The organism is Stenotrophomonas sp. FR010, assembly GCF_047520755.2.
Classification (GTDB): Bacteria; Pseudomonadota; Gammaproteobacteria; order Xanthomonadales; family Xanthomonadaceae; genus Stenotrophomonas; species Stenotrophomonas sepilia.
Genome location: NZ_JAXBQT020000025.1, coordinates 1 through 25,620 on the forward strand (window position 1 = coordinate 1; position 25,620 = coordinate 25,620).

General features: G+C 68.4%; 19 protein-coding genes and 1 pseudogene. 14 read left to right on the forward strand and 6 right to left on the reverse strand.

The annotated features are described in order from the left end of the window. Nucleotides 1–549: ATP-binding cassette domain-containing protein (locus tag ACM0PK_RS18355; RefSeq protein WP_495498538.1), on the forward strand; the 549-nt coding region annotated here is incomplete at its 5' end. 93 nt (nt 550–642) lie between these two features. Here ACM0PK_RS18355 and ACM0PK_RS18360 read toward each other — a convergent pair. Then, nucleotides 643–2,172, reverse strand: coding sequence for a diflavin oxidoreductase (locus ACM0PK_RS18360; protein ID WP_111200568.1), 1,530 nt, complete (start codon nt 2,170–2,172; stop codon nt 643–645). Further along, the gene (locus tag ACM0PK_RS18365) at nt 2,169–2,597 is read right to left on the reverse strand and encodes a PAS domain-containing protein (RefSeq protein WP_069138376.1); all 429 of its coding nucleotides are present in this window, start codon (nt 2,595–2,597) and stop codon (nt 2,169–2,171) included. The genes ACM0PK_RS18360 and ACM0PK_RS18365 overlap by 4 nt, the downstream gene beginning before the upstream one ends. 441 nt (nt 2,598–3,038) lie before the next feature. Here ACM0PK_RS18365 and glgA point away from each other — a divergent pair, with 441 nt between their 5' ends. From glgA to ACM0PK_RS18405, 8 genes and pseudogenes are all read left to right on the forward strand, one after another. After that, complete coding sequence (gene glgA, locus ACM0PK_RS18370; RefSeq protein WP_080376923.1) at nt 3,039–4,565, forward strand: glycogen synthase GlgA; 1,527 nt, start codon at nt 3,039–3,041, stop codon at nt 4,563–4,565. Further along, complete coding sequence (locus tag ACM0PK_RS18375) at nt 4,562–6,796, forward strand: 1,4-alpha-glucan branching enzyme (protein ID WP_414607978.1); 2,235 nt, start codon at nt 4,562–4,564, stop codon at nt 6,794–6,796. Before glgA ends, ACM0PK_RS18375 begins: the two co-directional genes overlap by 4 nt. Beyond that, nucleotides 6,793–8,511 carry a malto-oligosyltrehalose trehalohydrolase gene (gene treZ, locus ACM0PK_RS18380; RefSeq protein WP_072167572.1) on the forward strand — a complete coding sequence of 573 codons (1,719 nt, stop codon included), beginning with the start codon at nt 6,793–6,795 and terminating at the stop codon, nt 8,509–8,511. The genes ACM0PK_RS18375 and treZ overlap by 4 nt, the downstream gene beginning before the upstream one ends. Next, a complete protein-coding gene (locus ACM0PK_RS18385; RefSeq protein ID WP_252745097.1) occupies nt 8,508–10,352 on the forward strand; it encodes a 4-alpha-glucanotransferase in 1,845 nt (614 codons plus the stop codon). The genes treZ and ACM0PK_RS18385 overlap by 4 nt, the downstream gene beginning before the upstream one ends. Then, nucleotides 10,349–12,922 carry a malto-oligosyltrehalose synthase gene (gene treY, locus ACM0PK_RS18390; RefSeq protein ID WP_414607979.1) on the forward strand — a complete coding sequence of 858 codons (2,574 nt, stop codon included), beginning with the start codon at nt 10,349–10,351 and terminating at the stop codon, nt 12,920–12,922. The genes ACM0PK_RS18385 and treY overlap by 4 nt, the downstream gene beginning before the upstream one ends. Then, nucleotides 12,891–13,061, forward strand: a complete 171-nt coding sequence (locus tag ACM0PK_RS18395) for a DUF2934 domain-containing protein (protein WP_072167575.1) — start codon at nt 12,891–12,893, stop codon at nt 13,059–13,061. The genes treY and ACM0PK_RS18395 overlap by 32 nt, the downstream gene beginning before the upstream one ends. Then, the gene (gene glgX / locus ACM0PK_RS18400) at nt 13,048–15,168 is read left to right on the forward strand and encodes a glycogen debranching protein GlgX (protein WP_414607980.1); all 2,121 of its coding nucleotides are present in this window, start codon (nt 13,048–13,050) and stop codon (nt 15,166–15,168) included. Before ACM0PK_RS18395 ends, glgX begins: the two co-directional genes overlap by 14 nt. A 90-nt stretch (nt 15,169–15,258) precedes the next feature. Further along, a pseudogene (locus tag ACM0PK_RS18405) lies at nt 15,259–18,027 on the forward strand (putative filamentous hemagglutinin family protein); the annotation flags it as partial. Nucleotides 18,028–18,413: 386 nt separating this feature from the next. Here the strand turns inward: ACM0PK_RS18405 and ACM0PK_RS18410 are convergent. From ACM0PK_RS18410 to gspH, 3 genes are read right to left on the reverse strand one after another with little or no spacing between them, the layout of a single operon-like run. Then, nucleotides 18,414–19,028, reverse strand: a complete 615-nt coding sequence (locus ACM0PK_RS18410) for a prepilin-type N-terminal cleavage/methylation domain-containing protein (protein ID WP_414607981.1) — start codon at nt 19,026–19,028, stop codon at nt 18,414–18,416. After that, entirely contained in the window at nt 19,025–19,387 is a 363-nt protein-coding gene (gene gspI / locus ACM0PK_RS18415) for a type II secretion system minor pseudopilin GspI (RefSeq protein WP_111200555.1), read from the reverse strand. Before gspI ends, ACM0PK_RS18410 begins: the two co-directional genes overlap by 4 nt. Then, on the reverse strand, nt 19,384–19,830 hold the full coding sequence (gene gspH, locus ACM0PK_RS18420) for a type II secretion system minor pseudopilin GspH (RefSeq protein WP_111200554.1): 447 nt from the start codon (nt 19,828–19,830) through the stop codon (nt 19,384–19,386). Before gspH ends, gspI begins: the two co-directional genes overlap by 4 nt. Nucleotides 19,831–19,945: 115 nt before the next feature. On the opposite strand from gspH, the gene ACM0PK_RS18425 reads away from it, so the two are divergent. Further along, nucleotides 19,946–20,395: a hypothetical protein gene (locus ACM0PK_RS18425; protein ID WP_414607982.1), complete on the forward strand. Its 450-nt coding sequence runs from the start codon at nt 19,946–19,948 to the stop codon at nt 20,393–20,395. A 90-nt stretch (nt 20,396–20,485) separates the two neighbouring features. Here ACM0PK_RS18425 and ACM0PK_RS18430 read toward each other — a convergent pair whose 3' ends face one another. Further along, nucleotides 20,486–20,821: a hypothetical protein gene (locus ACM0PK_RS18430; protein WP_111200552.1), complete on the reverse strand. Its 336-nt coding sequence runs from the start codon at nt 20,819–20,821 to the stop codon at nt 20,486–20,488. Between the two features lie 201 nt (nt 20,822–21,022). Between ACM0PK_RS18430 and ACM0PK_RS18435 the strand changes: the two genes are divergently transcribed. The 4 genes from ACM0PK_RS18435 to tolA are packed head-to-tail and all read left to right on the forward strand — an operon-like array spanning nt 21,023 to nt 25,591. After that, complete coding sequence (locus tag ACM0PK_RS18435; protein WP_414607983.1) at nt 21,023–22,639, forward strand: ShlB/FhaC/HecB family hemolysin secretion/activation protein; 1,617 nt, start codon at nt 21,023–21,025, stop codon at nt 22,637–22,639. 38 nt (nt 22,640–22,677) lie between these two features. Next, on the forward strand, nt 22,678–24,462 hold the full coding sequence (locus tag ACM0PK_RS18440; RefSeq protein ID WP_111200550.1) for a DUF2341 domain-containing protein: 1,785 nt from the start codon (nt 22,678–22,680) through the stop codon (nt 24,460–24,462). A gap of 10 nt (nt 24,463–24,472) precedes the next feature. Then, on the forward strand, nt 24,473–24,886 hold the full coding sequence (locus ACM0PK_RS18445) for an ExbD/TolR family protein (protein WP_005409874.1): 414 nt from the start codon (nt 24,473–24,475) through the stop codon (nt 24,884–24,886). A gap of 39 nt (nt 24,887–24,925) precedes the next feature. Continuing rightward, nucleotides 24,926–25,591, forward strand: a complete 666-nt coding sequence (tolA, locus tag ACM0PK_RS18450) for a cell envelope integrity protein TolA (RefSeq protein WP_414607984.1) — start codon at nt 24,926–24,928, stop codon at nt 25,589–25,591. Nucleotides 25,592–25,620: the final 29 nt, after the last annotated feature.

Genomic DNA, 25,620 nt, shown 5'->3' on the forward strand with positions numbered 1-25,620 from the left:
AAGAGCCTGACCTTGAAGGCGGTGGCCGGGCTGCTGCGGCCGGGCCAGGGCCATGTGCGCGTGCAGGGGCAGACCCTGTTCGATGCGGCCACCGGTGTGGATCTGCCGCCGCAGCGCCGCCAGCTGGGCTATGTGTTCCAGGATTACGCGTTGTTCCCGCACCTGAGCGTGCGCCAGAACGTGGCGTTCGGGCTGGAGAAGGGGTGGTTGAATCCGCGCGTGGGCCAGCGCTTCGATGCGGTGGAGCAGTGGTTGCACGCCTTCCGCATCGACACGGTGGGCGATCTGCTGCCCTCGCAGATTTCCGGCGGGCAGCGCCAGCGCACCGCACTGGCGCGGGCGCTGGTGACACAACCGCAGGCGCTGCTGTTGGATGAACCGTTCTCCGCACTGGATCATGACCTTCGGCAGCATCTGCGCCAGGAGTTGGAGGCGGTGCTGGACAAGACCGGGATCCCGTTGTTGTTGATCAGCCACGATCCGCAGGACGTGGCCATGTTCGGCCAGCAGGTGGCGCGCATGGTGGACGGCCGTATCGTCGGCGATTGACCTGCATCTGTAGAGCCGAGCCCATGCTCGGCTGCTCTGCGCGACACCGCCAACAGCAGCCGAGCGTGGGCTCGGCTCTACAGGATCTACGGATCAATACAACTCACAGTGCGTGCGGCCTTCGCCCCGCAACGCGTCCCAATGCCCTTCGCCACCGATGGCATCGATGGCTTCGCGCACCGCGCCTTCAAGGTGGCTCTTGTTGCCGCACAGGTACAGGTGCCCACCGCGGGCCAGGACATCGCGCACTTCGGCGGCACGCTGCTGCAGCACATGCTGCACATAGACCTTTTCGGCGCCATCGCGCGAGAACGCGGTATGCAGGCCGGCGAGCACGCCACGCGTGTGCCAGTCCTGCAGCTGGTCGCGGTACAGGTAGTCGTGCTTGCTGTGCTTCTCGCCGAACACCAAGTGCACCTCGCGTGCGCAGCCGTTGGCCTGCAGTTCCTGCAGCAGGCCCATCAACGGTGCGATGCCGGTGCCGGTGCCGACCAGCAGCAGCGGTGCCTGGCCGGTATCGGGCAGGTGGAAGCCGGGGTTGGAACGGCAGTACACCCGGGCGTGGTCGCCGCCGTGCAGCAGGCTGCCGGTGGCGGTGCCGAAGCGCTCGCGGTCGCGCAGGGTGTAGCGCACTTCGCGCACGCACAGGCTCAGCTGGTCGTCGCAAGGGTGAGAGGCGATGGAATAAGCGCGCGGCAGCGGCGGTGACAGCAGCTCGCGCAGCCGGGCCAGCGGCACGCCGTCCGGCGTGGCGTGGTGCTGCAGCACGTCCAGCAGGTCCAGGCCATGCAGGTAGGCGTCGAGCTCGCGCTTCTGGTTGACCTTCAACAGGCGCTTCAATCCCTCGCTGCCGCTGAGCCTGGCCAGTTCGCGCAGTACGCCCTTGCTCAGCAGGCGCAGCTCGCGGTCGTGCAGGGCGGCCACGGCGGTGCTGTCGCCGTACCAGGTGGCCAATGCCCGCAGCAGGGCAGGATCGTTCTCCGGCACCACGTGCAGGGTGTCACCCGCGCGGTAGGCCATGCCACTGCCGGCGATGTCCAGCTGCAGGTGCCAGGCAGCGGGGTCGCTGCTGTTCAAGCGGCGACGTTCGAGAATGCGGGCGGCAAAGGCATTGTCTTCGCCATAGGCGGTGACCTGCAGGTGCAGGTCGTGGCCAGCGTTGAGGTCGCCCTCCAGCACCTGGCCCAGCACCGGCCGCCATTGCTGGAAGAACTGCTCGTAACCCAGGTCGGCGTCCACCCGATGCAGCAGCGGCTGCGCCTGGCGCTCGCTCAGCGCAGCATCCAGCGCCTTGGTGAAGCCACAGAAGTTGGGGTAGCCGGTGTCACCCAGGCCGAACACCGCATAGCGCAGGCCAGCCAGCGTCGGGGTCTGGCGCAGTGTTTCGAAGAACTGTTCGCCGTTGGCTGGCGGTTCGCCATCGCCGAACGAGCTGGAAATCGCCAGCAGCACATCGCCGTGGCCGAGACTGGCCACGTCGATGTCGTTGAACGGGAGCACCTGCGGCCCGTGCGGCTGCAGGCCCGCGCCCAGGCGCTGGGCCAGGGCGCGGGCATTGCCCGACTCGGACGCGAATCCCACCAGCAGGCGGCTGAAGGGCGTACTGGTCGGGAGGGCGTTCACGCGGCCTCGTAGAAGTCGTCGAACTTTTCCTTGCTGAACTCGACCAGGTCGTAGTTCTGCATCAGGTCGTTCACCACGCGGCGGATGCTGATGTAGGAGGTGATGTTGCCGTCGCCGTCGAACAGCGGTTGCACGGTGGTGTCGACTACGTAGAGCACGCCGCCCTTGCCGAGGTTGGGCACGATGCCGGTCCAGGTCTTGCCGGCCTTGATGGTGTCCCACATGTCCTTGTAGACCGCCTTGGGCACGTCCGGGTGGCGCACGATGCTGTGCGGTTGGCCGATCAGTTCCTCTCGGGCGAAGCCGGTGAGCGTGCAGAACAGGTCATTGGCGTAGGTGATGTTGCCCTGCAGGTCGGTGGTGGAGATCACCATGACGTTCTGCAGCGCATTCACGAGCTGGGCGTTGTCGGGGGAGTAGCTCATCGCAGGGTCCTTGTAGAGGCCGGCAGCGCCGGCGTGTTCGGGTTCTGCATAGGAATACGCCCGCGTGGCAGCGGGCGGTTTGACATTGGTCAAGCGCGTAGCGCGAAGGCCTGCGACCGGGTGTCGCAGGGTGAGTCTCTTTAGAGATCAACCCAGCCCGGCTTAGGCGGCACGCGGGATTGCCAGCAGCCGGGCGTGGGCTCGGCCCCATCGCAGGAGACACGGGCAGGAGGCGGGCGCATGTCATGTGTACTGAGCTCATGACGTGTTGTCACAAAGAAATCGCCATGGCTTCACGGTTGATTGATCGCATGCAGGGCTATTGTCGTCCTGAGCCTCTCGCTGGCGTCCCCCACGTCCTGCGTCGACTTCCTTCCCAGCATCAGCGCCCGTCCGGGCGCCGCTGGCGTCTGTCTGCCTGAAGCATCCGAGATCATCCCCATGGCCCGCGCCGCCCAGTCCGCTTCACCCGTTGCGATCTCTCCCGTCACGCCCGTGCCGATCGGCACCCGCCGCGGCCATTCGCAACCGTTGGATCTGCCGGAACTGGTGCAGCGCGTGTTGTTCGTTGCCACTGAGATGGCGGACTTCGTCAAGGCCGGTGGCCTGGGCGACGTCGCTGCGGCCCTGCCGCGTGCGGTGCGCGGTGCGTGTGATTCGCGCGTGCTGCTGCCCGGCTACCCGGAGGTACTGCAGCGCCTGCCACAGCTGCAGCGGGTGGGGCAGGTCAGCGCGCGGGCCGGCTTGCCGGCGTGCACGATCGGCATGGCGGTGCAGGCCGACGGCCTTCCGATCTACGTGCTGCTGTCGCCGGAGCTGTACGAGCGTGAGGGCTCGCCCTACGTGGACGGGCAGGGGCAGGAGTGGAAGGACAACGCGGTTCGATTCGCGACGCTTTCGCATGCGGCGGCGGAGATTGCGGCCGGGCGTGCCGGGCTGGACTGGTCGCCACAGCTGCTGCACCTGAATGACTGGCCGGTGGCCATGGCGGCCGCCTACGTGCGTTGGGACAGGACGGCCGTGCCGACCCTGCTGACCATCCACAACCTGGCTTACCAGGGGCTGTTCCCCTACGCGCTTGCGCCGGTACTGGGCGTGCCGGCCGAACACCTGGATGAACTGCACTTCCACGGGCAGATGTCGTTCCTGCAGGGCGGCATCACCAACGCCACGCGGCTGAACACGGTCAGCCTTCGCTACGCTCAGCAGATCACCGCCCCGGATGAAGGCTGCGGGCTGCATGACCTGTTGGCGCGTCGCGCAGCCGGCGGGCACCTGAGTGGCATCGTCAACGGCATCGACGCCAGCTGGGACCCGCGCCGCGATATCCATCTCAAGGCCCACTTCGGCATTGGCGAGTGGACCGGGCGCGCCACCAACGCGCATGCGGTGCGCAAGGCGTTCGGCCTGGCGCCGTCGACCGGCCCGCTGTTTGCGGTGGTCTCGCGGCTGGTGCACCAGAAGGGCCTGGACATCACCTGCGACGTGGCGCCCCAGATCGTGGCGGCCGGCGGCCAGCTGGTCATCATCGGCGGTGGCGAGCCGCAGGTGGAAGCCCAGGTGCAGGCGCTGGCCCGCCGCTACCCGGGGCGGGTGGGCGCCTTCATCGGGTTCGAAGAAGCGCTGGCCCGCCAGATGTTTGCCGGCGCCGATTTCCTGCTGATGCCTTCGCGCTTCGAACCCTGCGGGCTGAGCCAGATGTACGCGCAGCGTTTCGGCTGCCTGCCCATCGCACACGCGACCGGCGGACTGGTGGATACCGTGGAGGACGGCGTGACCGGTTTCCTGTTCCATGGCGCCAATGCCGATGGCCTGCGCCGCTGCGTGGAACGGGCGATGCGCACCTTCCGCCTGCCGGGGCTGCTGCAGGCCATGCGCCGCGCGGCCATGCTGCGGCCAGGTGGCTGGGATGCGGCGGGGCGCGCCTACCTGGCGTTGTACCAGCAGACCTGCCAGGTGGCCGCATGAGCCACGACAGCCTGCATCTGGCCGCCCTGGAGGATGAAACCATCGCGGAGATGGGATTGGATCAGCGCATCGCGCCGGCGCTGGAGGACCTCGTCCATGCACGCCCGGCCGACGCATTCGCCTGGCTGGGCCCGCACCGCCAGCCAGAAGGCGGACGCCAGCTGCGCGTGCTGGTGCCGCACGCGCAGCGCGTCGAGGTGATCGCAGACGACGGGCGGCGCTGGGACCTGTCCCCCGGCCCGTTGCCCGGCCTGTTCGAGGGCGCGGCCGGCGACGCGGCGATACCGCTGCTTGCCCTGCATTTCGAACAGGGCGTGGAGCAGGTGCACGATGCCTATGGGTTCGGTCCACTGTTGGACGAAGCCCTGCTGCAGCGGTTCCATGCCGGTGATGCCGATGCGGCGCGGCAGCTGGGGGCGGTGCCGATGCAGGTGCAGGGCATCGCGGGCGTGCGCTTCGCGGTGTGGGCACCCAATGCCCAGCGGGTCGCGGTGGTTGGCGATTTCAATGGATGGGATGGCCGACGCCATCCGATGCGGCTGCGTCACACCGCCGGCGTGTGGGAACTGTTCCTGCCGGGCGTGCAGGCCGGTGCCCGCTACAAATTCCGCATCGTCGGCGCCGACGGCCGGGTGATGCCCGACAAGTTCGATCCGATGGCGCGCTGGGCCGAGCTGCCACCGGCCACCGCTTCGCGGGTGCCTTCGGCGGCGCCGACGCAGTGGCACGATGACGCATGGTTGGCGGCCCGACGCCAGGCCGGAACCAGCGCACCGCTGTCGATCTACGAAGTGCATGCGGGCTCCTGGCAGCGCAGCGACGAGGGTGCGCCGCTGGACTGGGATGCCCTGGCCGACCGGTTGATTCCGTACGTGGCCGGGCTGGGCTTCACCCATATCGAACTTTTGCCGGTCAGCGAGCATCCTTTCGGTGGTTCCTGGGGCTATCAGCCGCTGGGCATCTACGCGCCGACGGCGCGCCATGGCACGCCGCAGGCCTTCGCGCGCTTCGTGGACCGCTGCCACCAGGCCGGCGTGGGGGTGATCTTGGACTGGGTGAGCGCGCACTTCCCGAACGATGCGCATGGCCTGGCCGGGTTCGATGGCACTGCGCTGTACGAGCATGCGGATCCGCGCGAAGGGGTGCACGCCGACTGGGACACGCTGATCTACAACTATGGCCGCAATGAGGTGGCCGCCTACCTGATCGGCAGTGCCTTGGAGTGGGTGGAGCGGTTCCACATCGACGGTCTGCGCGTGGATGCCGTGGCGTCGATGCTGTACCGGGATTACAGCCGGGCCGAGGGGGAGTGGATACCCAACGAGCAGGGCGGGCGCGAGAACCTGCAGGCGGTCGCGTTCCTGCGGCGGATGAACCAGACGCTGCGCGAGCGCTTTCCGGACGTGCTGGTGATCGCCGAGGAATCCACCGCGTGGCCGGGCGTGACCGCGCCGGTGGAAGCGGGCGGGCTTGGCTTCACCCATAAATGGAACATGGGCTGGATGCACGACACCCTGCAGTATATGGGGCGCGACCCGATCCATCGCCCGCATCACCACAGCGAGATCAGCTTCGGCCTGGTCTACGCCTTTTCCGAACGGTTCGTGCTGCCGCTTTCGCATGACGAGGTGGTGCACGGCAAGGGGGCGCTGCTGGCCAAGATGGCCGGCGAGCCGGCCCAGCGGCTGGCCCAGCTGCGCGCGTACTACGGCTTCATGTGGGCGCACCCGGGCAACAAACTGCTGTTCATGGGCGGCGAGTTCGGCCAGGGCCACGAGTGGTCGCACGATGCGGCACTGGACTGGGCACAGGCGGCCAGCAGTGAGGGCCAGGGCCTGTCGCGCCTGGTGCGAGACCTCAACGGCGTGCTCCGCGCCGAACCCGCGTTGCATCGCGACGAGCGCGACGAACGCGGTTTCGACTGGAGCGTGGCCGATGACAACCGCAACAGCGTTTACGCGTTCATCCGCCGGGATCCTGCCGGCAGCGGCCGCACCCTGCTGGTGGTGAGCAACTTCACCCCGGTGCGGCGCGAGGCGTACCGGGTCGGCGTGCCGCGCCCGGGGCGTTGGACCGAACGACTCAACACCGACAGCGTGTACTACGGTGGCGGCAATAGCGGCAACCTCGGAGCGGCGCTTACCGAGCCCCGGCCGATGCATGGGCACGCCCAGTCGCTGCGGCTGACGCTGCCGCCGCTGTCCACGCTGTACCTGCAGGTTGATGCATGACGGCAGTGACGCCGCGCCTGGGCGCATGGCCTGTGGCCGGTGACGGGGTGGAGTTCCGCGTGTGGGCACCGGACGCAAGGACGATGGCGCTGAGCCTGCACGGCACGCAGCGGCCGATGCAACGCGACCCGGACGGCTGCCACTGGCTGCGAACACCGGCATCGCATGGCGACCGCTACTGTTTTCGCCTTCCTTCCGGCCTGGACGTGCCCGACCCGGCCTCGCGCTGGCAGCCGGACGGCATCGACGGCGACAGCGCGGTGGTGCTGGACAAGGACATGGTGCAACCCACGTGGCGCGGGCATGCCTGGCAGGACCTGGTGATCTATGAAGTACACATCGAGGCCGGCGGCGGCTTCGCGGCGCTGACCGCGCAGCTGCCGATGCTGGCCGCGATTGGCATCACCGCCATTGAGCTGATGCCGGTCGCGCAGTTTCCCGGCCAGCGCAACTGGGGCTACGACGGCGTGTTCCCGTATGCGCCGGCCCATGCTTACGGTGGGCCGGCAGAGCTGAATGCCTTCGTCGAGGCGGCACATGCCGCTGGGCTTTCCGTGTTGCTGGACGTGGTCTACAACCACTTCGGACCGCAGGGTAACCATCTGCGCCAGTACGCGCGGGGGTTCTTCCGTGATGACCGCAGTACTCCCTGGGGCGAGGCCATCGACTTCCGCCAGCCCTGGGTGCGGCGCTTCTTCATCGACAACGCGCTGATGTGGTTGCGCGACTACGGCTTCGATGGGCTGCGCCTGGATGCGGTGCATGCCATCGATGATGAGCGCTTCCTGCAGCAGCTGGCCGAGGAGGTACACGCGGTGGTGCCGCACGCGCACCTGGTGCTGGAGAACGAACGCAACCAGGCGCGATGGTTGCGCGGCGCCTACCAGGGGCAATGGAATGACGACTTCCACAATGCGCTGCACGTGATGCTGACCGGCGAGCAGGAGGGCTATTACGCGGCCTATGCCGGTCGCGCCGAAGCACTGCTGGCGCGCTGCCTGGCCGAAGGATTCGCCTGGCAGGGTGAACCGGACCTGCGCGGCGATCCCCGCGGCGAACCCAGCGCTGACCTGTCTCCCGCGCGTTTTGTGGCATTCGCGCAGAACCACGACCAGGTAGGCAACCGTGCTTTCGGCGAGCGCTTGTCGATGCTGGTGGATCCGGCGCGGCTGCGTGCGGCGCTGGCGTTGACCGTGCTGACGCCGATGATCCCGCTGCTGTTCATGGGCGAACCGTGGCAGGCGCAATCGCCGTTCCTGTTCTTCACCGACTACGCGCCGCCGCTGGACGAGGCGGTGCGCGAAGGGCGTCGCCGCGAGTTCGCTGGTTTCAGCGCCTTTGCCGACGCCGCCTCGCGCGCGCGTATTCCGGACCCGAACGATGCGGCGACCCTGCAGGCGTCGTACACGCCGCCGCCCGGCGATGATCCCTGGTCGCAGCACTGGCTGCGCTGCACGGGCGAGTTCCTCGGCCTGCGCAGGCGCTATCTGCAGCCGGGCCTGCTGCAGGCGCGGTCGCTGGGTGCGCGCGTGCTGGGCCAAGGCGCGGTGCAGGCGGGCTGGCAGTTGCCCTCGGGCCAATGGTGGATCGCGATCAACGTGGGCCCTGTGCCGGTGGCGCATGCGGTGCCGGCCGGCGACTGCGTCGTGGGGCCGGACGCGGCCGGGATGCTGCCAGCCGGCGGCGGCGTGCTGGCCTGCTGGATCGCCGCATGAGCACGGATGCAGCGGTGCGGGAAGCGGCCGGCCGTGCGGGCCTGCTGGTCCGCTGGACCGACGTGGCCGGTGCCGCGCGCGAGGTCGCACCGGACGTGCTGCGCGCGGTGCTGGAGGCGCTGCAGGGCGATGCAGCGCCCGAGCACGGTGGCCTGCGCACGGCTTGCTGTGGACAGCTGCTGGCGATGCCCCAGGCGGCAGGCGCAGCGTGCTGGGTGGATGAGCAGGGCGCAGTGCTGCCGGCACACCCCGATGCGCAAGGGCGCTGGCGCGTGCCGGACCAGCCCGGCTACTGGCAGTGGCGCCAGGGCGGACGGCAACAGGCGATTGCGGTGGCGCCACAGCGTGCCTGGTGGCCGCTGGGCTTGCTGCGCGGCTGGGGCCTGTCGGCGCAGGTCTACAGCCTGCGCGCTCGCGACGACGCCGGCATCGGTGACAGCGCCGGCTGTGCGCGATGGAGCGAACTGCTGCACCGTCACGGCGGCGATGCAGTGGCGTTGAGCCCGCTGCATGCCGGCTTGCCACCAGGGCCCGGTTACAGCCCCTATTCGCCCAGCGACCGGCGCTGGCTCGATCCGCTGCAGACCTCCCTGCCGCAGGTACTGCCGGAAGCAGCCGACGCCGTGCTGGCTGAAGACGAAGCACTGGCGACGGCCGTTGCAGCAGCCACTGCCGCGCGCCGCATCGACTGGCCGCACTCGGCGGCGTTGAAGTGGCGCTGGCTGCGCCAGGTGCGCCAGTGGCTGCGGCAGCAGGCGCCGGCTCAGTACGAACAGATGCAGACGTGGTGCGATGCGCAGGGCGAATCCCTGCTGCGCTATTGCCAGCACGCCGCCGATCGGTTCACTGGAAGCGCCGACGACCATGCGTTTGCGCAGTGGTTGGCGCGGCAGGGCTGGGCGCAGGTGCAGGCGGGCTTGCGCGACGACGGCGCGTCGATCGGACTGATCGCAGATCTGGCGGTGGGTTGCGCGCCGCAGGGCGTCGAGGCCCGGACCGGCGGCGACCATCTGCTGCAGGGCCTTGAGCTGGGCGCGCCGCCGGATGCGTTCAATCCGCTGGGCCAGGCCTGGGGTATCACCAGCTGGTCACCCTCCGCGCTGCAGCGCGAGGGCTTTGAGCCGTTCATTCGCGTGCTGCGCGCCGTGATGGCCGGCCGTGGTGGGCTGCGCATCGACCATATCCTCGGCCTGCAGCGGCTGTGGGTGCTTCCCTGTGGCTCAGCCGCCGGACAGGGCGTGTACCTGCGCTATCCGTTCGATGATCTGATCAACCTGCTGGTTCTGGAATCGTGGCGGCATCGCTGCGTGCTGATCGGTGAAGACCTGGGCGTGGTGCCGCCGGGCATTCGCCAGCGGCTGGCAGCCCGCGGCATCCTGGGCATCGAGGTGCTGCCGTTCGCCCGCAAGGGTGAGCACTTCCTGCCTGCGCCACGGTGGCGCCGCGATGCGGTGGCCATGCCCTCCACCCATGATCTGCCACCGCTGTCCGGCTGGCTGCACGGGCGCGACCTGCGCTGGCGTGCCCGCCTGGGTGAGCTGACCGGGCTTGCAGCGGCGTTGCACGCGCGCGCCAGTGAGGTGCAGGGACTGTCCGCCGTTGCCCGAGGCGAGGGCGCGACGCTGGAAGCGCGTGCGCTGTCGCTGGTCGCGCACGCGCCTTCGCGGTTGGCGCTGCTCCCGCTGGAAGATGCGCTGGGGAGCCGCGCGCAGGTGAACCTGCCGGGCACCGTCAACGGCCATCCGAACTGGCGCCGGCGGCTACCGCTGGCATGGGAACAGGACGCGGTTGACGCGCGTATTGCTCGGTTCAGCGCAACGCGGCGGAGGGAGCGGCGATGACTCCATTGCGTGCCACCGTACGCCTGCAATTGCATGCAGGCTTCGACCTCGAGGCCGCCGCGATGCAGCTGCCGTACTACGCCGCGCTGGGCGTCAGCCACCTATACCTGTCGCCGATCGCCGCTGCGCTGCCTGGGTCTACGCATGGCTACGATGGCATCGACCCGGCCTGCATCAATCCGGAACTGGGCGGCGAAGAAGCCTTCCGGCAACTGGCCACAGCGACGCGCGCGCACGGCATGGGCCTGATCCTCGACATCGTACCCAACCATCTGGCGGCGTCCCCGCACAGCCATTGGTGGAACGATGTGCTGATGCACGGGCGTCGAAGCCCGCACGCAGCATGGTTTGACATCGACTGGGAGGCGCCGGGCTGCGAGGGCCGGCTCTGGCTGCCTGCACTGGACCGGCCGTTGCACGACGCGGTGCGCGATGGCGTAGTGCGCGTGGTGGTGGACAACGCGCGTCCCGTGCTGCGCCACCATGGTCTGGCGTTGCCCTTGTCGCCGCGCAGCCATCCACTGGACCCCGCGCAGTGGCCGGCGTGGGCCGAGCGCTGCAACCGCAGCGTTGAACGGCTGCATACGCTGCTGCAGCGGCAGCACTACCGGCTGGCCTGGTGGCGCACGGCGGGCGATCAGGTGAACTACCGGCGCTTTTTCGATATCAATGAACTGGCCGCGCTGCGGGTGGAGCGCGATGACGTGTTCGAGGCGGTGCATGCGCTGCCGCTGCGGTTGGTACGCGAGGGATGGGTGGACGGCCTGCGTATCGATCATGTGGATGGCCTGTCTTCCCCGGGCGCCTACCTGCGGCGCCTTCGTGAATCGCTTGACGCAGCCTGTGCGGCCGGCGGCCGTGATCCGCAGGCGGTGAGCCTGCATGTGGAGAAGATACTGGCCGAGGGCGAGCAGCTGCCCGACAGCTGGGCCTGCGACGGCACCACCGGCTATGACTTCATGGACCAGACCGGTGCCTGGTTGCACGATCCGGCGGCTGGACCCGCGCTCTCGCGCACGTGGCAGGCGCTGGGCGGTGATCCGCGCAGCTTCGACCGGATCCAGCAGGACGCTCGCGGCATGATGTTGCGCCAGGGCCTTCACGCAGACTTCCAGCGGCTGCTGCGCAGTGCGCAGCAGGTCCTGCAGCCCCGGCTGGCCGAGGCCGATATCGGAGTGGCTGCGCTGGCACGCGCATTGGCTTCATTGCTGCGGCATTACCGCACCTACCGGCCCTATTCGCTGCAGGGGGCGGGTGAACGAAAGGCGCTGGTGGACGCTGCAGCTGCTGCGCGCGAGGCGCTGGACGGTGCGGCATGCGCCGCGCTGGATCTGCTGCTGCAGGCACTTCCCGGCCAGGCGCCGGCTGAAACCGAGCTGCGCGTACGGTTCGGGCAGCTGGCCGCGCCGTTGAATGCCAAGTCGTTGGAAGATACCGGGTTCTATCGCTATTTCAGGCTGCTGTCGCGCAACGAAGTCGGCAGTGATCCGCAGCGGCTGGGCATGGAAGGGCGCGAGCTGCTGGAACATGCAGCCTGGCGCCTGCGGCGCCATCCCAGGGCGCTGCTTGCGCTGGCGACCCACGATCACAAGCGCGGGGCCGACAGCCGGGCACGGCTGGCGGTTCTCAGTACCTGCACGGTCGAGTGGCGGGACGCGGTGCGGCGCTGGGGCCGGATGGCGACCCGCGCCGGCGCGCCAATGCCATTGCCGAGTGCCGAGGCCTATGCGCTATGGCAGGCGCTCGTGGCCGCGTGGCCGATGCACGGTACCCCCGGCGCAGGCTTCGCATCGAGGATGGGGCAATGGCTGACCAAGGCGTTGCGCGAGGGCAAGCGGGTCAGCAGCTGGTCCGATCCCAACGTGGCCGTGGAGGAGGGCGCCGCGCAGTGGCTGCACGCGCTGCTGGATGGAGCGCCGTTGCAGCCGGTGCGGGAGGCGCTGGCGACCTTCGTGGCGCGCATCGCGCCGGCGGGCGCCTGCAACGGCTTGGCACAGCTGTGCCTGCAGCACTGCCTTCCCGGCGTGCCCGATCTTTACCAAGGCGGTGAAGGCTGGGACCTGAGCCTGGTGGACCCGGACAACCGGCGCGCCGTGGATTATCCAGCGCGGCAGGCGTGGCTGCGTGATGCGCGCGCGTGGCCTGCGCTGCTGGAGGACTGGCGGGACGGTGGGATCAAGGCATTTCTACTCCGGCGATTACTGGATTGCCGCCGCAGGCACCCGCAGCTGTTCCTGCACGGCGCGCTGCAGCCGCTGTCGGCGCCGGTGCGCTCACCGTGGCTGGCGTTCACGCGCAGGCATCAGGCGCAGATGCTGCTGGTGGTCGTGCGGCGTGGTTCGCCCACCGCCGTGCCTGGCCCAAGCCTGCATGCGCCGCGCGACGTCGGCAGCGATGTGACGCTGCGTGGGGTGCCGACAGGCCCCATGCGCAACGTCCTTGACGGGCGCATCGAACATTTCAACGCAACCACGGACGTGGCCAGGCTTCTGGCTGGCAGCCCGTTGGCGATATGGATCAACGAGGAGGCAGGTAGGGATGGACAGCAGGGAACGACGGCAGCGGATTGAGGCACTGGCCCACCAGATCTGGGAGGCAGAAGGGCGCCCGGACGATCAGCAGCAACGGCACTGGCACATGGCCGAGCGGCTGGTGGAGGCCGAGATCGCCGCCGCACGCGAGGAGGAGGGCACCGATGGCGAGCCGTAAGTGGACGCAGACCTCGCGCGTGCGCGAAGGCCGGCCCTTCCCGCTGGGGGCGACCTGGGACGGGTTGGGCGTGAACTTCGCGCTGTACTCGCGGCATGCCACCCGGGTGGAACTCTGCCTGTTCGATGCACGCAACCGCGAAGTGGAACGCATCGCGCTGCCCGAGTACACCAACGAGATCTGGCACGGCTACCTGCCGGACGTGCGGCCCGGCCAGCGCTATGGCTACCGAGTGCATGGTCCCTATGCTCCGGAGGAAGGCCATCGCTTCAATCCCAACAAGCTGCTGCTGGACCCCTACGCCAAGCAGATTGTGGGCGAACTGAAGTGGGCCCCCCACCTGTTCGGCTACACCTTGGGCCACCGCGATGGCGACCTGAGCTTCGACCGCCGCGACAGCGCCAGCTACATGCCGCGCTGTGCCGTGATCGATCCGGCCTTCAGCTGGGGTGCCGAGCGGGCACCTGCCACGCCCTGGGACCGGACCGTGATCTACGAAGCGCACGTGCGCGGGCTGACCATGCAACACCCCGATGTTCCGCAGGCCGAGCGTGGCACCTTGTCTGCCCTGCGCCATGACGCAGTGGTCGACCACCTCAGCCATCTGGGCGTGACCGCCATCGAACTGCTGCCGGTGCACGCCTACGTCGATGACCAGCAGCTGCTCGAGCGCGGGCTGCGCAACTACTGGGGGTACAACACCATCGGCTTCTTCGCGCCGCAGCCGCGTTACCTGTCGCTGGGCACCGTGGCCGAGTTCAAGCAGATGGTCGCGCGGCTGCACAATGCTGGCATCGAAGTGATCCTGGATGTGGTCTACAACCACACCGCCGAAGGCAATGAGCTGGGCCCTACGCTGTCCTTCAAGGGCATCGACAACGCCAGCTACTACCGCCTGGCTGATGATCGCCGCTACTACATCAACGATACCGGCACCGGCAACACGTTCGACCTGACCAATGCCGGTGCACTGCGCATGGTGATGGACTCGCTGCGCTACTGGGTGACCGAGATGCGGGTGGACGGCTTCCGCTTCGACCTGGCGACCATTCTCGGCCGTGAACGGCATGGGTTCGATGCCTCGGGCAGCTTCCTCGACGCGGTGCGCCAGGACCCGATCCTGAGCCAGGTGAAGCTGATCGCCGAGCCCTGGGACATCGGCCCGGGCGGCTACCAGCTGGGCCAGTTCCCGCCGGGCTGGGCCGAATGGAATGACCGTTTCCGAGATACGGTGCGCGCGCTGTGGCGCGGCGATGGCGGCCAGCTGCCGGAATTCGCTACCCGCTTCACCGGTTCGGCCGACCTGTTCGATCACCATGGCCGGCGACCCTCGGCAAGCATCAACCTGGTGACCGCACACGACGGCTTCACCCTGCACGACCTGGTGAGCTACAACGACCGCCACAACGAAGCCAACGGCGAAGACAACCGTGATGGCCATTCGCACAACCTTTCCAGCAACCATGGCGTGGAGGGTGAGACCGATGATCCGGCGATCCTCTCCGTACGTGCGCGGCAGATGCGCAACCTGCTGGCCACGCTGCTGCTGGCGCAGGGCACCCCCATGCTGCTGGCCGGCGATGAGTTCGGCCATTCGCAGCAGGGCAACAACAACGCCTACTGCCAGGACAACCCGCTGAGCTGGATCGACTGGGAGCGTGCGGCGCAGCCGGCAGCCCAGGCGCAGGTGGCGTTCGTGCGGCGGGCGCTGTCGCTGCGCCGACGCTATGGCCTGCTGCGCAGGAACCGGTTCCTGCGCGGCGAATACGATGAGGCGCTGGGCCTGCGCGATATCGACTGGCGGCATCCCGATGGTCGCGGCATGGAGGAAGCGGACTGGCATGACGCAGGGCTGCGTGCGCTGCTGATCATTTTGGACGGTCGCAGTCCGGACAGTAGCCTGCGCGAGCCCGGGCGGCATGTCAGCCTGGCCCTGTTGTTGAACGCCGGGGAGCAGCCGCAGCGGTTCTGTGTGTCAGACGACGCCCTGCCGTTCCGGCGCGTACTCCTGCAGACCGACGAAACGCCGTTGGAGCCGGATGAGGAAGGCGCCTGGACGCTGCCGCCGCGCAGCCTGTGCCTGCTGGCGGCAAGCAGCAGCGCTTGATTGCATCGCGGCGCCACTACGGTCCGCCGGGCGTTGCCCGGCGTACCGGTAGCTACCCCATCAGATAACGCAACACACCCGCCGAGACCCACCACCGGCGTGGAGCCGGTGCCGACCAGCTGGTGGGTGAACTTTGGCACCTACACCAACGTGTCCGCTGCCGCTGGCGCCTCTCCGCGGATGGTCGGCTTCACCGGCTTCGGCACCTTGGGTGGCGGCGACCTGACGCTTGAGGCCGGGCGCAATGCCGGCGTCCGCGATCCGATGGGCGACGCGCTGGGCTCGCTGAGCGCACCGCGCTCGGGCGCGATCATCGCGGCGGTGGGATCGACCGGCCGCGTCAGCAATGGCCAGCTGCACCTGACCGGTGGCGGCGACCTGCGGTTGCGCATCGGTGGCGCACTGAATCCGAATCTGCAGGCGACGATCTCCAGCCTCAATCCCTCCAGGGCGGGACAGAATCTCGACCTCAACGGTACCTTCAGCAATCTGCGTGGCAGCCTGCAGCTCGATGCCGGGCGCATCGGTGCAATGGGCGTCACCCTGGAAAACTACGCGACGCTGCGTCAGCAGCGCGCCGCAGACTTGTTTGCGCCCGACGCCGCCCGCGCGATGGGCGGACCGGTGCTGGTGCTGGGCGATGCGGTCGCGCAGCTGCAGGCACGGGGCGATGTGGTGCTCGGCGGGGTCGCCGATGCAGGCCGGGTGCCGCTGGCCAACTACAGCGCGGTGCTGCAGGATGATGGCGCGCGCGCTGCAGGCAGCACGTGGTTTTCCCTGTGGACCGCCAGCACGGCCGTGGATCTGTTCAGTGCCGGTGGTGACCTCGCGCCAGGCCTCGCCGGGCCGGATAACGTGACCGGTAGCAATCTGTGGCGCGAGCAGGTCCAGCTTGTTGTGCGTGGCAGTGATGATCTGCTGAATTACTGGCTCTATCCTTCGCGCTTCAGCGCCATTGCTGCGCAGGGCGACATCAAGCTGGACCGGATCAGCGCCACGCCGGGGACGCAGGATGTGATCCTGCTGGCACCCTCGGCAACAGGACGGCTGGACGTCCTGGCCGGTGGCAGCATCTTCGCCCAGCGTGGCGCTACCCAGATCGCGCGCTCGGGTGCGGATGCGCGCCTGCCGGGACCCTTCGACCCCGCGTTCCTGGCCCAGCAGGGGGATTCCGGCGGCAATGTGACCCGCTCGCGGCACAACCTGTCGGTCGACGGCAACATTGCATCGCCGGACGCGTCGCTTCCGCTGTTTGCGTTCGGTCCGAATACTCCGCTGTCCACCGTGTCTCCGGCCCTGGCGCCGAGCCGCTTCTACGCGATGCAGGGCGACATCATCGGTCTGGCCACCGGCGCCCGGCGCACGCTGAATCCCAACGTGGGGCAGCGCACGCAGCTGAACTGGTTCGAGGCCGCCGGCGCCGTGCAACTGCGGGCAGGTCGGGACATCCTCGGGGTGTCGATGACCGCGTTGAACACCGCGCCCACCGACATCACGGTGGCGGCGGCGGGCCGCGACATCGTGCATCTGAACGCGACCATCGCCGGCCCCGGCAACACCGAGATCAGTGCCGGCCGCCAGCTGCGCCAGGAGGATGCGGGCAGCATCGTCAGCCTCGGTGGCATCGTGCAGGGCGACACCCGTGCCGGCGCCAGCATCGCGCTGACGGCCGGCAACCAGCAGATCGATTTCGCGACCCTGCGTGCACGCTATCTGGATCCCGCCAACCTCGCCGATCCGGCGCAATCGCTGGCGTCGCAGCGGGGCAAGGCAGTCAAGGTGTACGACCAGGAGCTGAAGCAGTGGCTGCAGCAGCGCTTCGGCGTGGCTGCTGACGGCGACGGGGCGCTGGCTGCCTTCGATGCGCTGCCGCAGGAACAGCAGCACATCTTCCTGCGCCAGGTCTATTACGCCGAGCTGCGCGAAGGTGGACGGGAATATACCGATGCAGAAGGACCCCGCTTCGGCTCCTACCTGCGTGGGCGCGAGGCCATCGCCACGCTGATGCCAGACAAGGCTGCGACCGGCGCGATGATCGACCGTACCGGCGATATCGTGATGTACGGCGGCTCCGGCGTGCGCACCGAGGCGGGCGGCAACATCGAGCTGATGGCACCGGGTGGGCAGATCGTGATCGGTGTGCAGGGCGTGGTGCCCCCGGCCAGTGCCGGACTGGTGACCCAAGGGCAGGGCGATATCCGGCTGTTCAGCCAGGACAGCGTGCTGCTGGGCCTGTCGCGGGTGATGACCACGTTCGGCGGCGACATCCTGGCGTGGTCGGAGCAGGGTGACATCAATGCCGGTCGTGGTTCGCGCACGACGTTGCTGTACACGCCACCGCGCCGCGTCTATGACGGGTGGGGCAATGTGATCCTGTCGCCGCAGGCCCCTGCCAGCGGTGCTGGCATCGCGACCTTGAACCCCATCGCCGAAGTGCCGCCGGGCGACGTCGACCTGATCGCACCGCTGGGCACCATCGATGCGGGCGAGGCCGGTATCCGCGTCTCCGGCAACATCAATCTGGCCGCGCTGCAGGTGCTCAACGCGGCCAACATCCAGGTGCAGGGCGAGAGCAAGGGCCTGCCGGTGCTGGCATCGGTCAACGTCAATGCGCTGGCCGCGGCCAGTGCGGCAGCCAACAGCGCCAGCCAGGCGGCACAGGACGTGATGCGCAAGAGCCAGGACGACGCACGGCGCAACCAGCCGTCGGTGATCAGCGTGCAGATTCTGGGCTTCGGCAGCGGCACGAGCAGCGTAGCGCCGCCGGCCCGTGGCACTACCGCCAACAGCGGCTACGACGCCGACAGCGCGTTCCAGTTCCCGCAGGCCAGCCGCGACGACGGCACGCAGCGCCGGTAGGCATCGAGCGATCCCGGTAGGTGCCGACCTTGGTCGGCACACCATGCTGCCGAACGTGGCCGGGAGTTGATCCACGCCATGCGTGGATGCGGCTGAACTGGAGGAACGGACAGCATCGGGCCAGCCGCCAGGGAACGGTGGCGGCCCCAGCCAGGACGGCACGGAGGGCAGGGAGCGGCCATCAGCGGTGAGGACCACCGAAGCGGCGCCGCCGGGCGCAGGAAGGCACCCGGCGGCAGGCTCGGCAGTAGATCCACGCCATGCGTGGATGGCTGGGCCAGCATCAGTGCCGACCAACGGTCGGCACCCACCAGGGCAGGCCGGGCAGTAGAAGCCGCTCGGCAGTAGATCCACGCCATGCGTGGATGCTTTGCCTGGGAGGAATCCTAAAGCTCCAGCACCCGCCGGTAGCTCAGCGGCCCACGCCCATCGCGCAGGCCCAACCGCAGTTCCAGCCCGGTGGCCGGCAGCACCTCGCCTTCGCTCGGCAACAGCGCCCACCCAGCGCCCGGCTGCCAGGCGCGTATCTCGAACCGCTGCACATCCCTGGCCACCGCAATGCCTTTCGACGGCTCAGGCGCGGGCAGGGGGTATCGATCCGTCGCCGCGCCACTGGCCCGCCACAGCGTATTGCCCTGCCGCCACCAGCGCACCCGCTGCCAGCGTAGTCCATCACTGCCGACACTGCGGGTGATCTCCAGCGCAAAGCTGCCATCCGGCTGCCGTTCGCTTACCAGGGACGGAGGCAGCAGCCGCTGCGGTTGATCGGCCGGTCGCACTGCACCATTCATCAGCGCGTCGTCGGCACGCATCTCGATATCGCGCTGGAACTGCTGCAGGATGCGCAACGCCGTCGTGGTTTCGGCATCGGCCCGGCGCAGGCGCTGGTCGCTGCTGGCCACGCTGTCCAGCGCACGCCAGCAGATCAGCGCCAGCACACCCATGATGGTGATCGCGATCATCACTTCGATCAGGGTGAAGCCACGTGCGGCGTGCTTCATGGCGCTGCTGTCCACGGCAGCTGCATCCGCGCCAGCGACTGCCGCGGTGCCTCTTCGGCCACCACGCTGAGTTCCAGTTGCGGCTGTCCGTCACTTCCCGTGCCGACATGTTGCAGCACCAGGAACGTGCTGCGCCCCTGCACGCAGCGCTGCCGTGCATCCTGCGGCGGCTGCCCGGCCAGGCGCAGCTCCTGCCAGCGGTCCTGCGCGCACATCAGTGCCAGCCGACGATCGCGCAGGCGCGACTGATCGTCGGTGGCCACCGCCACCGAACGCATCACCGCCGCCAGTGCGATTGAAACGATCGCCAATGCGATCAGCACTTCGATCAGGGTGAACCCGTGCCTGTTCCGCTTCACTGCACGACCTGCAACTGTCCGCTGCCATCATCACGAAGACGCAGCTGGCGGCCCTGCAACGACAGCGTCACCTCCCACGCCACGCCAATCCATTCGGGGCTCAGCTCAATCGGCGTGCTCGGCTGCACCACGATGCCCGCCGGTTGCCATTGCTGCTGACGCAGCAGGTCGTCGCGCTGAACGTCCACCCAGCGGCTGCCTTCGCGGCGGCTGAAGCGGTAGCCGGCGGCGTCGGCCTGCCAGCGCAGGGGGCGGCCATCGATACGCGCCTCGTCGCGCGCCACCTGCAGTCGCTGCGCCAACCGTTCGGCTTCCTGTCGCAGCTGCCGGCCCGGGTCGAGCAGGCTGCCCAGGCCCAGCCCGATGCCCGCCGTGCAGATACCGATGATCACCAGCACCACCATCAGTTCCAGCAGGGTGAAACCACGGGGCATGCGCTGCATCGACGTTGCCTCCTGTGCTGGCCGATGCCTACCAGCCTAGGCCTGCATGATGAAACAAAAGCGTCAGCCGCAGCTGCTAGCGTGGGCAGGGACGAACGTGGCGACGGTGCGGAACATGGATGGCAGGTGCTGGGATCGCAATCGCATACTGACCCTGCTGGCGGCGGCGCTGCTGCTGGCCGTAGTGGCCTACTGGGGCGTCACTCTGTCTGCGGTAGCGCCCGTGGCGGCCGCCAGCGAAGCGCATGCCAATGCGCCGGCTAGGCGGATGTTCGATGCGGTGGCAAGCTTGCCGCTGGTGCGCCTGTTGTCTCCTGGCGCAGTGCAGACCGAGGTGGTGGTGCTGGGCGTGATGGCCGGCGACCACGCACCGCTTGCGCTGCTGTCGGTGGATGGGCGTCCTGCCGAGGCCTACGCGCCGGGCCAGCGGCTGGGGCCCTGTATGGTGCTGACCAGCATCAGTGCCAACATGGTGGAGCTGAACCAGGCAGGGCAGCCGCGTAGCCTGGCGGTGCCCACGCTGCCACCGGTGCCGAGCGATGGCATCGTGCCGGCCGCCCTGTAGAGCCGAGCCTGCGCTCGGCTGCTTCAGCTTGGCCTCGCCGACGGATACAAAGACAACCGAGCAGGGGCTCGGCGCTACAGAGGCGCAGGCTCAGCGCGCAGGTCGCTGCGGCACCACCGAGCGACCGAACGCATCGCCCATGCGCTGCCGCGTGCCTTCCAGGTTGTACTGCATCAGCTGGTTGCCAGGCTGCCGCATCAGGCGTTCGGCTTCGGGGAGCGCCGCCGACTTCGCCGGCCTTGTCGCAGGCGCCAGCTTGCGTTGCAGGCAGTCCCAGGCCGGAATCCGCTCGCCGTTGACCTGTACTTCGATGCAGCGCGCAGCTTCTTGCTGCTTCTTCGCCTCGTCGGCGCGACCCGATGGCAGCGCCAGCAGCAGGGCGAGGGCGAGGGCAGCGCGCAGGCGCGGCATCAACGATTCACGCATCTCGAATCTCCCGCAGCAATCGATGTCCTGCAATGAAGACGGGTAGCCAAGGCTGGGTCCGCCTGCGTGCGTTGCGGCGCTGTCAAAAGATGACAGCGCTGTCACAAAACTGTTGGCGGCTTTGACGCGATGTACACGTCCTGTTGGTAGATCCACGCGCCGCTCCCTGGCCCCTCCCTTCGATACGACGCGATGCCTTCGATGACTCCTGTCCCGTGCCGAGCCGTTCGCCTTCCGTTGCGCCTGCATCCGTTGATGCTGGCGCTGGCAGCGCTGCCGCTGCCGCTGCTCGCGCAGGAGGCAGCACCCGCGCCCAGCGTGAACATCAACGAATTCATCGTGCGCGGCAACACGGTGCTCGATCCGCGGGAGATTGAACGCGCGGTGGAACCGTTCCTCGGCCCAGGCAAGACCCTGGGCGATGTGGAGAAGGCGCGCGATGCCATCCACGCGCTCTACCAGCAGGCCGGCTACCAGTCGGTCTACGTCGAGTTGCCCGAGCAGCAGGTCAGCGTTGGCGTGGTGCTGCTGAAGGTGCAGCAGACGCCGATCGGCCAGCTGCGCGTGGTCGGTACCCGCCACGAATCGCCCGAACGCATTCGTGAACGCGTGCCGGCATTGGCGGAAGGCAAGGTTCCGGACTTTGACCAGGCCCAGAAGGAACTGACCGCACTGAACGAAGGCGGGCGCCGGCAGGTGATGCCACTGGTGCGCGAAGGCCAGGTGCCGGGCACGATGGATGTGGACCTGCAGGTCGAGGAGAAGTCGCCGTGGCGTGCCAGTGCGTCACTCAACAACGACCATAGCGCCGACACCGAGAAGCTGCGCCTGAGTGCTTCGCTGGCCTACGACAATCTCTGGAAGCGTGGGCACAGCGCCAACCTTGGCGTGTATCTGGCGCCGGAAGACACGAAGCAGGCCAAGGTGTTCTCGGCCTCGTACACAATGCCGTTCGAAGGCACGCCGTGGAGCCTGGAAGCCTCCGGCTACAGATCCGACAGCCGCGTGTTGAATGCAGGTGGGCAGGTCGGCACCGGCACCGGCACCAATGTGATCGGCAACGGCCATTCGATCGGCCTCAAGCTCAACTACCGCCTGCCGGGCAGCAGCCAGTGGTGGCGCCAGCTCAGCCTCGGCGTGGATTTCAAGGACACCGAGGAGGACACGCAGATGGGCAAGGACAGCCTGAAGACGCCGCTGAAGTACGCGCCGATCACCCTGGCCTTCGTCGGCGTGCGCCAGGGCGAGCACGATCAGCTGAGCATCAACACCCAGCTGGTGGCCGGTACCCGCCGCCTGTTCGGTTACGGCAGCGACGCCACTGCGTTCGGGCAGAAGCGCTACTGGGCCGACCCGAGTTTCGTGGCGTTCAAGGCCGACGTGGCCAACACGCATACCTTCGGCAGCGACTGGCAGTGGTATGCGCGCGGCTCGCTGCAGGTAACCGATGCGCCACTGGTGTCGGCCGAGCAGTTCGCCGCAGGTGGCATGTACACCGTGCGCGGCTACCTGTCGGCCGAGGCGATCGGCGATTACGGCGGCCTGGCCAGCCTGGAATGGCGCACGCCTGCGTGGTCACTGTGGCGCGGCACCGACCTGCGCGTCTACAGCTTTGCCGACGCGGCCTACCTGCGCCTGCGCCAGCCGCTGCCCGAACAGCGCGACAAGTACAACCTGGCCTCGGTCGGCCTGGGCGCGCAGCTGCGCCTGGGTGAACACCTGCAACTGCGCCTGGACTACGCCTGGCCGTATGCCGATGGCCCGGTCACGCGCAAGGACGACCCGCGCCTGCATTTCAACATCAGCACCAGTTACTGACCCTTCCCTTGAACATGCGTTCTCCGGAGACCCTTCGCATGGACCGTTTGCTTTCCCGAGTGTTGTTGCTGCTGGCCGCGCTGGTTGCGCTGCCGGCGGCTGCGGCCGATGCCAATTGGTGGCAGGCCGAATGGAAGTACCGCAAGCCGATCACCATCGACGCCGGACCGCAGGGCGCGGGCCTGGCCGGTGACCCGGGCCGCACGCCGCTGCTGCTGCGCCTGCATACCGGCAACTTCGGCTTCGACGGCACCCAGGATGCGGGCAACGACCTGCGTTTCGTCTCGGGTGATGGCCGTACCGTGCTGGCCCACCAGATCGAACAGTTCGATCCCCAGATGGGCCTGGCCCTGGTCTGGGTGGACGTGCCGGCGGTCAGTGCCGCCGCGCCGCAGACGATCTGGATGTACTACGGCAATGAAAAGGCCCCGGCCAGCGGCAACGGCCAGCAGGTGTTCGATCCGGACTATACGCTGGTCTACCACTTTGCCGAGGCCAACGCCCCGGCGCGTGATACCACCGCCTACGGCAACAACGCCGGTGCCGTGGCAGCGCCGGCGGAAGGCTCGGTGATCGGCCGTGGCGTGCAGCTGGGCGCCGGTCCGCTGCCGCTGCCGGCCAGCGCCTCGCTGGCTCAGGAAGCGGGCGCGCCGCTCACCGTTTCCGCCTGGATCAAGCCGGGCGGCAACACTGCGGCGCAGGCGATCTATGCGCGTCGCGACGGCGCGTCCGAACTGGTGCTGGGCATCGAGAACCGCGTGCCGTTCGTGCAGCTCAATGGCCAGCGCAGCAGGCCCGCGCAGCCGGTTCCGGAAGGACAGTGGGCACACGTTGCACTGACGGCAGAGAAGGGCGCGTTGCAGCTGTACCTCAACGGGCGCGTCGTTGCCCAGCTGAGCGGTGCGCTGCCGACGCTGGGCACGGCTCCGGTGGTGGGTGCCGATGCGCCGGGCGCGGTGCAGCCACTGGCCAACTTCGAAGGTGCGCTGGATGAACTGCGCATCTCGCGCGTGGCACGGCCGGCCGCGCTGCTGCTGGCCGATGCCACCGCACAGGGTGCCGATTCGCGGCTGATCAGCTACGGCGCCGACGAGCAGTCCACCGGCCAGAGCCACTTCGCCTTCATCCTCAAGGCGATGCCGTTCGACGCCTGGGTGGTGGTCGCGATCCTCGGCCTGATGATGCTGCTGTCGTGGGCGATCATGATCGCCAAGGGGCGGCACTTCGGCCGTACCAGCAAGGCCAACGCAGTGTTCACCGAGAGCTTCGGCAAGCTGTCCGGTGTGCCGCTGCGCACCCTGTCCGACATGGACCGCCAGGGCAAGGCCCCCACCGCGATGCACGACGGTTCGTTGTGGCGCATCTATCAGGTGGCCATCGATGAAATGCAGCAGCGCCATCAGCGCGACGGCAACAGTGGCTACCTCAGTGGCGCCACCATCGCGGCGATCCGCGCGTCGATGGATGCGGTGATGGTGCGTGAGCAGGAGGCAATGGCACGACGCATGAACTGGTTGTCGACCACCATCGAGGGAGCCCCGTATGTGGGCCTGTTCGGCACCGTGATCGGCATCATGCTGGTGTTCGTGGTGGCGGCGATGGCCGGCGCGGTCGACATCAACTCGGTGGCACCCGGCATGGCCGCAGCGTTGCTGTGTACGGCGGCCGGCCTCGGCGTCGCGATCCCGGCACTGTTCGGCTACAACTACCTGGGCGCGCGTGCCGAAGCGATCGGTGCGGACATGGCAGTGTTCATCGACGAGTTCGCCGCACGCCTGGCCGAAGAGCAGGACGGGCGCGGCCCGGCCGCGGTCCAGGGCTGAGGGGCGCGCCATGGGCCAGAAGGCGAAGTTCGGCATCAAGAAGCGCGAGAAGGGCATCAACGTGACGCCCTTCGTCGACGTGCTGCTGGTGGTGCTGGTGATCTTCATCCTGACCAGCAACGCCTCCATCCCCGGCATCGAGGTCAACCTGCCGAAGGCCAGCAACAGCGTTGCACTGGAGAAGCCGAAGACCAAGGCGATCACCATCGACCCCAGCGGGCAGGTGTTCCTGGATGCCTACCCGGTGACGATGGCCGAGCTGGAAGACCGCCTGCGCACCGAGCGCGCGACTACGCCGGATTTCCCGGTGATCGTGCGCGGTGACGCGCAGGTGCAGTACGCCCGCGTGGTCGAGGTGCTGGACCTGCTGCGGCGCCTGGAGCTGGCCCAGGTCGGCCTGGTCACCGGCAAGGCGCAGGGCTGAGGCATGACCGCCCATCAACCCCCTCGGCCGGAGCCCGGCATGCGTGGTCGCCCGTTGCTGGTGACCGTCGCGCTGGTGCTGCTCGCGTTGCTGGTGCTTGGCGTCGCGCTGTGGTGGCTGTTGTTCAAGGACACCGCAAGCACCCGCCGGCCGGTGGTGCAGCCGCCGATGCTGGCGTTGCCGCCACCGCCTCCGCCACCCCCGCCGCCGCCGGAGAAACCGCCGGAACCGGAAACGCCGCCGGAAGAGGCGATGCCCGAACCGGAGCCGCTGGATCAGCCGACGCCGGCCGAAGAGCCGACGCCGACCCCGGACAACAGCGATCCGGTTACGATGAATGCCGACGCGCAGGCCGGTGGCGACAACTTCGGCATCCAGTCCGGCAGCGGCGGCGGTTCGTCCGGTGTCGGTCGTGGCGGTGCCGGCAATGCCACCTATGGGCGCTACCTCGGCTACCTGATGCAGCAGGCGATGTCGCGCGACGACAAGGTCAAGCGCCTGGCGTTCCAGTTGCAGGTGAATGTGTGGCTGGCCAGCGATGGTCGCCTGGAAAAGGTCGAGCTGGTGCGTGGCAGTGGCAACGAGGAGGCCGACGCGGCCGTGCTCGATGCACTGCGTCGCATCGGCAAGGTCGACCAGGCACCGCCGCCGTCGCTTGATTTCCCCGCCCGCGTCCTGATCCAGGGCCGCCGGCCCGGGGCCTGATTCCTCGAACTCCGTGATTTCCCTTCATT

Bases quoted from the DNA above. Each gene is read 5' to 3' on its own strand.
- ACM0PK_RS18365 (WP_069138376.1), bottom strand. From the start codon at position 2,597: ATGAGCTACTCCCCCGACAACGCCCAGCTCGTGAATGCGCTGCAGAAC.
- glgA (WP_080376923.1), top strand. From the start codon at position 3,039: ATGGCCCGCGCCGCCCAGTCCGCTTCACCCGTTGCGATCTCTCCCGTC.
- ACM0PK_RS18375 (WP_414607978.1), top strand. From the start codon at position 4,562: ATGAGCCACGACAGCCTGCATCTGGCCGCCCTGGAGGATGAAACCATC.
- treZ (WP_072167572.1), top strand. From the start codon at position 6,793: ATGACGGCAGTGACGCCGCGCCTGGGCGCATGGCCTGTGGCCGGTGAC.
- ACM0PK_RS18385 (WP_252745097.1), top strand. From the start codon at position 8,508: ATGAGCACGGATGCAGCGGTGCGGGAAGCGGCCGGCCGTGCGGGCCTG.
- treY (WP_414607979.1), top strand. From the start codon at position 10,349: ATGACTCCATTGCGTGCCACCGTACGCCTGCAATTGCATGCAGGCTTC.
- ACM0PK_RS18395 (WP_072167575.1), top strand. From the start codon at position 12,891: ATGGACAGCAGGGAACGACGGCAGCGGATTGAGGCACTGGCCCACCAG.
- glgX (WP_414607980.1), top strand. From the start codon at position 13,048: ATGGCGAGCCGTAAGTGGACGCAGACCTCGCGCGTGCGCGAAGGCCGG.
- ACM0PK_RS18410 (WP_414607981.1), bottom strand. From the start codon at position 19,028: ATGAAGCACGCCGCACGTGGCTTCACCCTGATCGAAGTGATGATCGCG.
- gspH (WP_111200554.1), bottom strand. From the start codon at position 19,830: ATGCAGCGCATGCCCCGTGGTTTCACCCTGCTGGAACTGATGGTGGTG.
- ACM0PK_RS18425 (WP_414607982.1), top strand. From the start codon at position 19,946: ATGGATGGCAGGTGCTGGGATCGCAATCGCATACTGACCCTGCTGGCG.
- ACM0PK_RS18430 (WP_111200552.1), bottom strand. From the start codon at position 20,821: ATGCGTGAATCGTTGATGCCGCGCCTGCGCGCTGCCCTCGCCCTCGCC.
- ACM0PK_RS18435 (WP_414607983.1), top strand. From the start codon at position 21,023: ATGACTCCTGTCCCGTGCCGAGCCGTTCGCCTTCCGTTGCGCCTGCAT.
- ACM0PK_RS18440 (WP_111200550.1), top strand. From the start codon at position 22,678: ATGGACCGTTTGCTTTCCCGAGTGTTGTTGCTGCTGGCCGCGCTGGTT.
- ACM0PK_RS18445 (WP_005409874.1), top strand. From the start codon at position 24,473: ATGGGCCAGAAGGCGAAGTTCGGCATCAAGAAGCGCGAGAAGGGCATC.
- tolA (WP_414607984.1), top strand. From the start codon at position 24,926: ATGCGTGGTCGCCCGTTGCTGGTGACCGTCGCGCTGGTGCTGCTCGCG.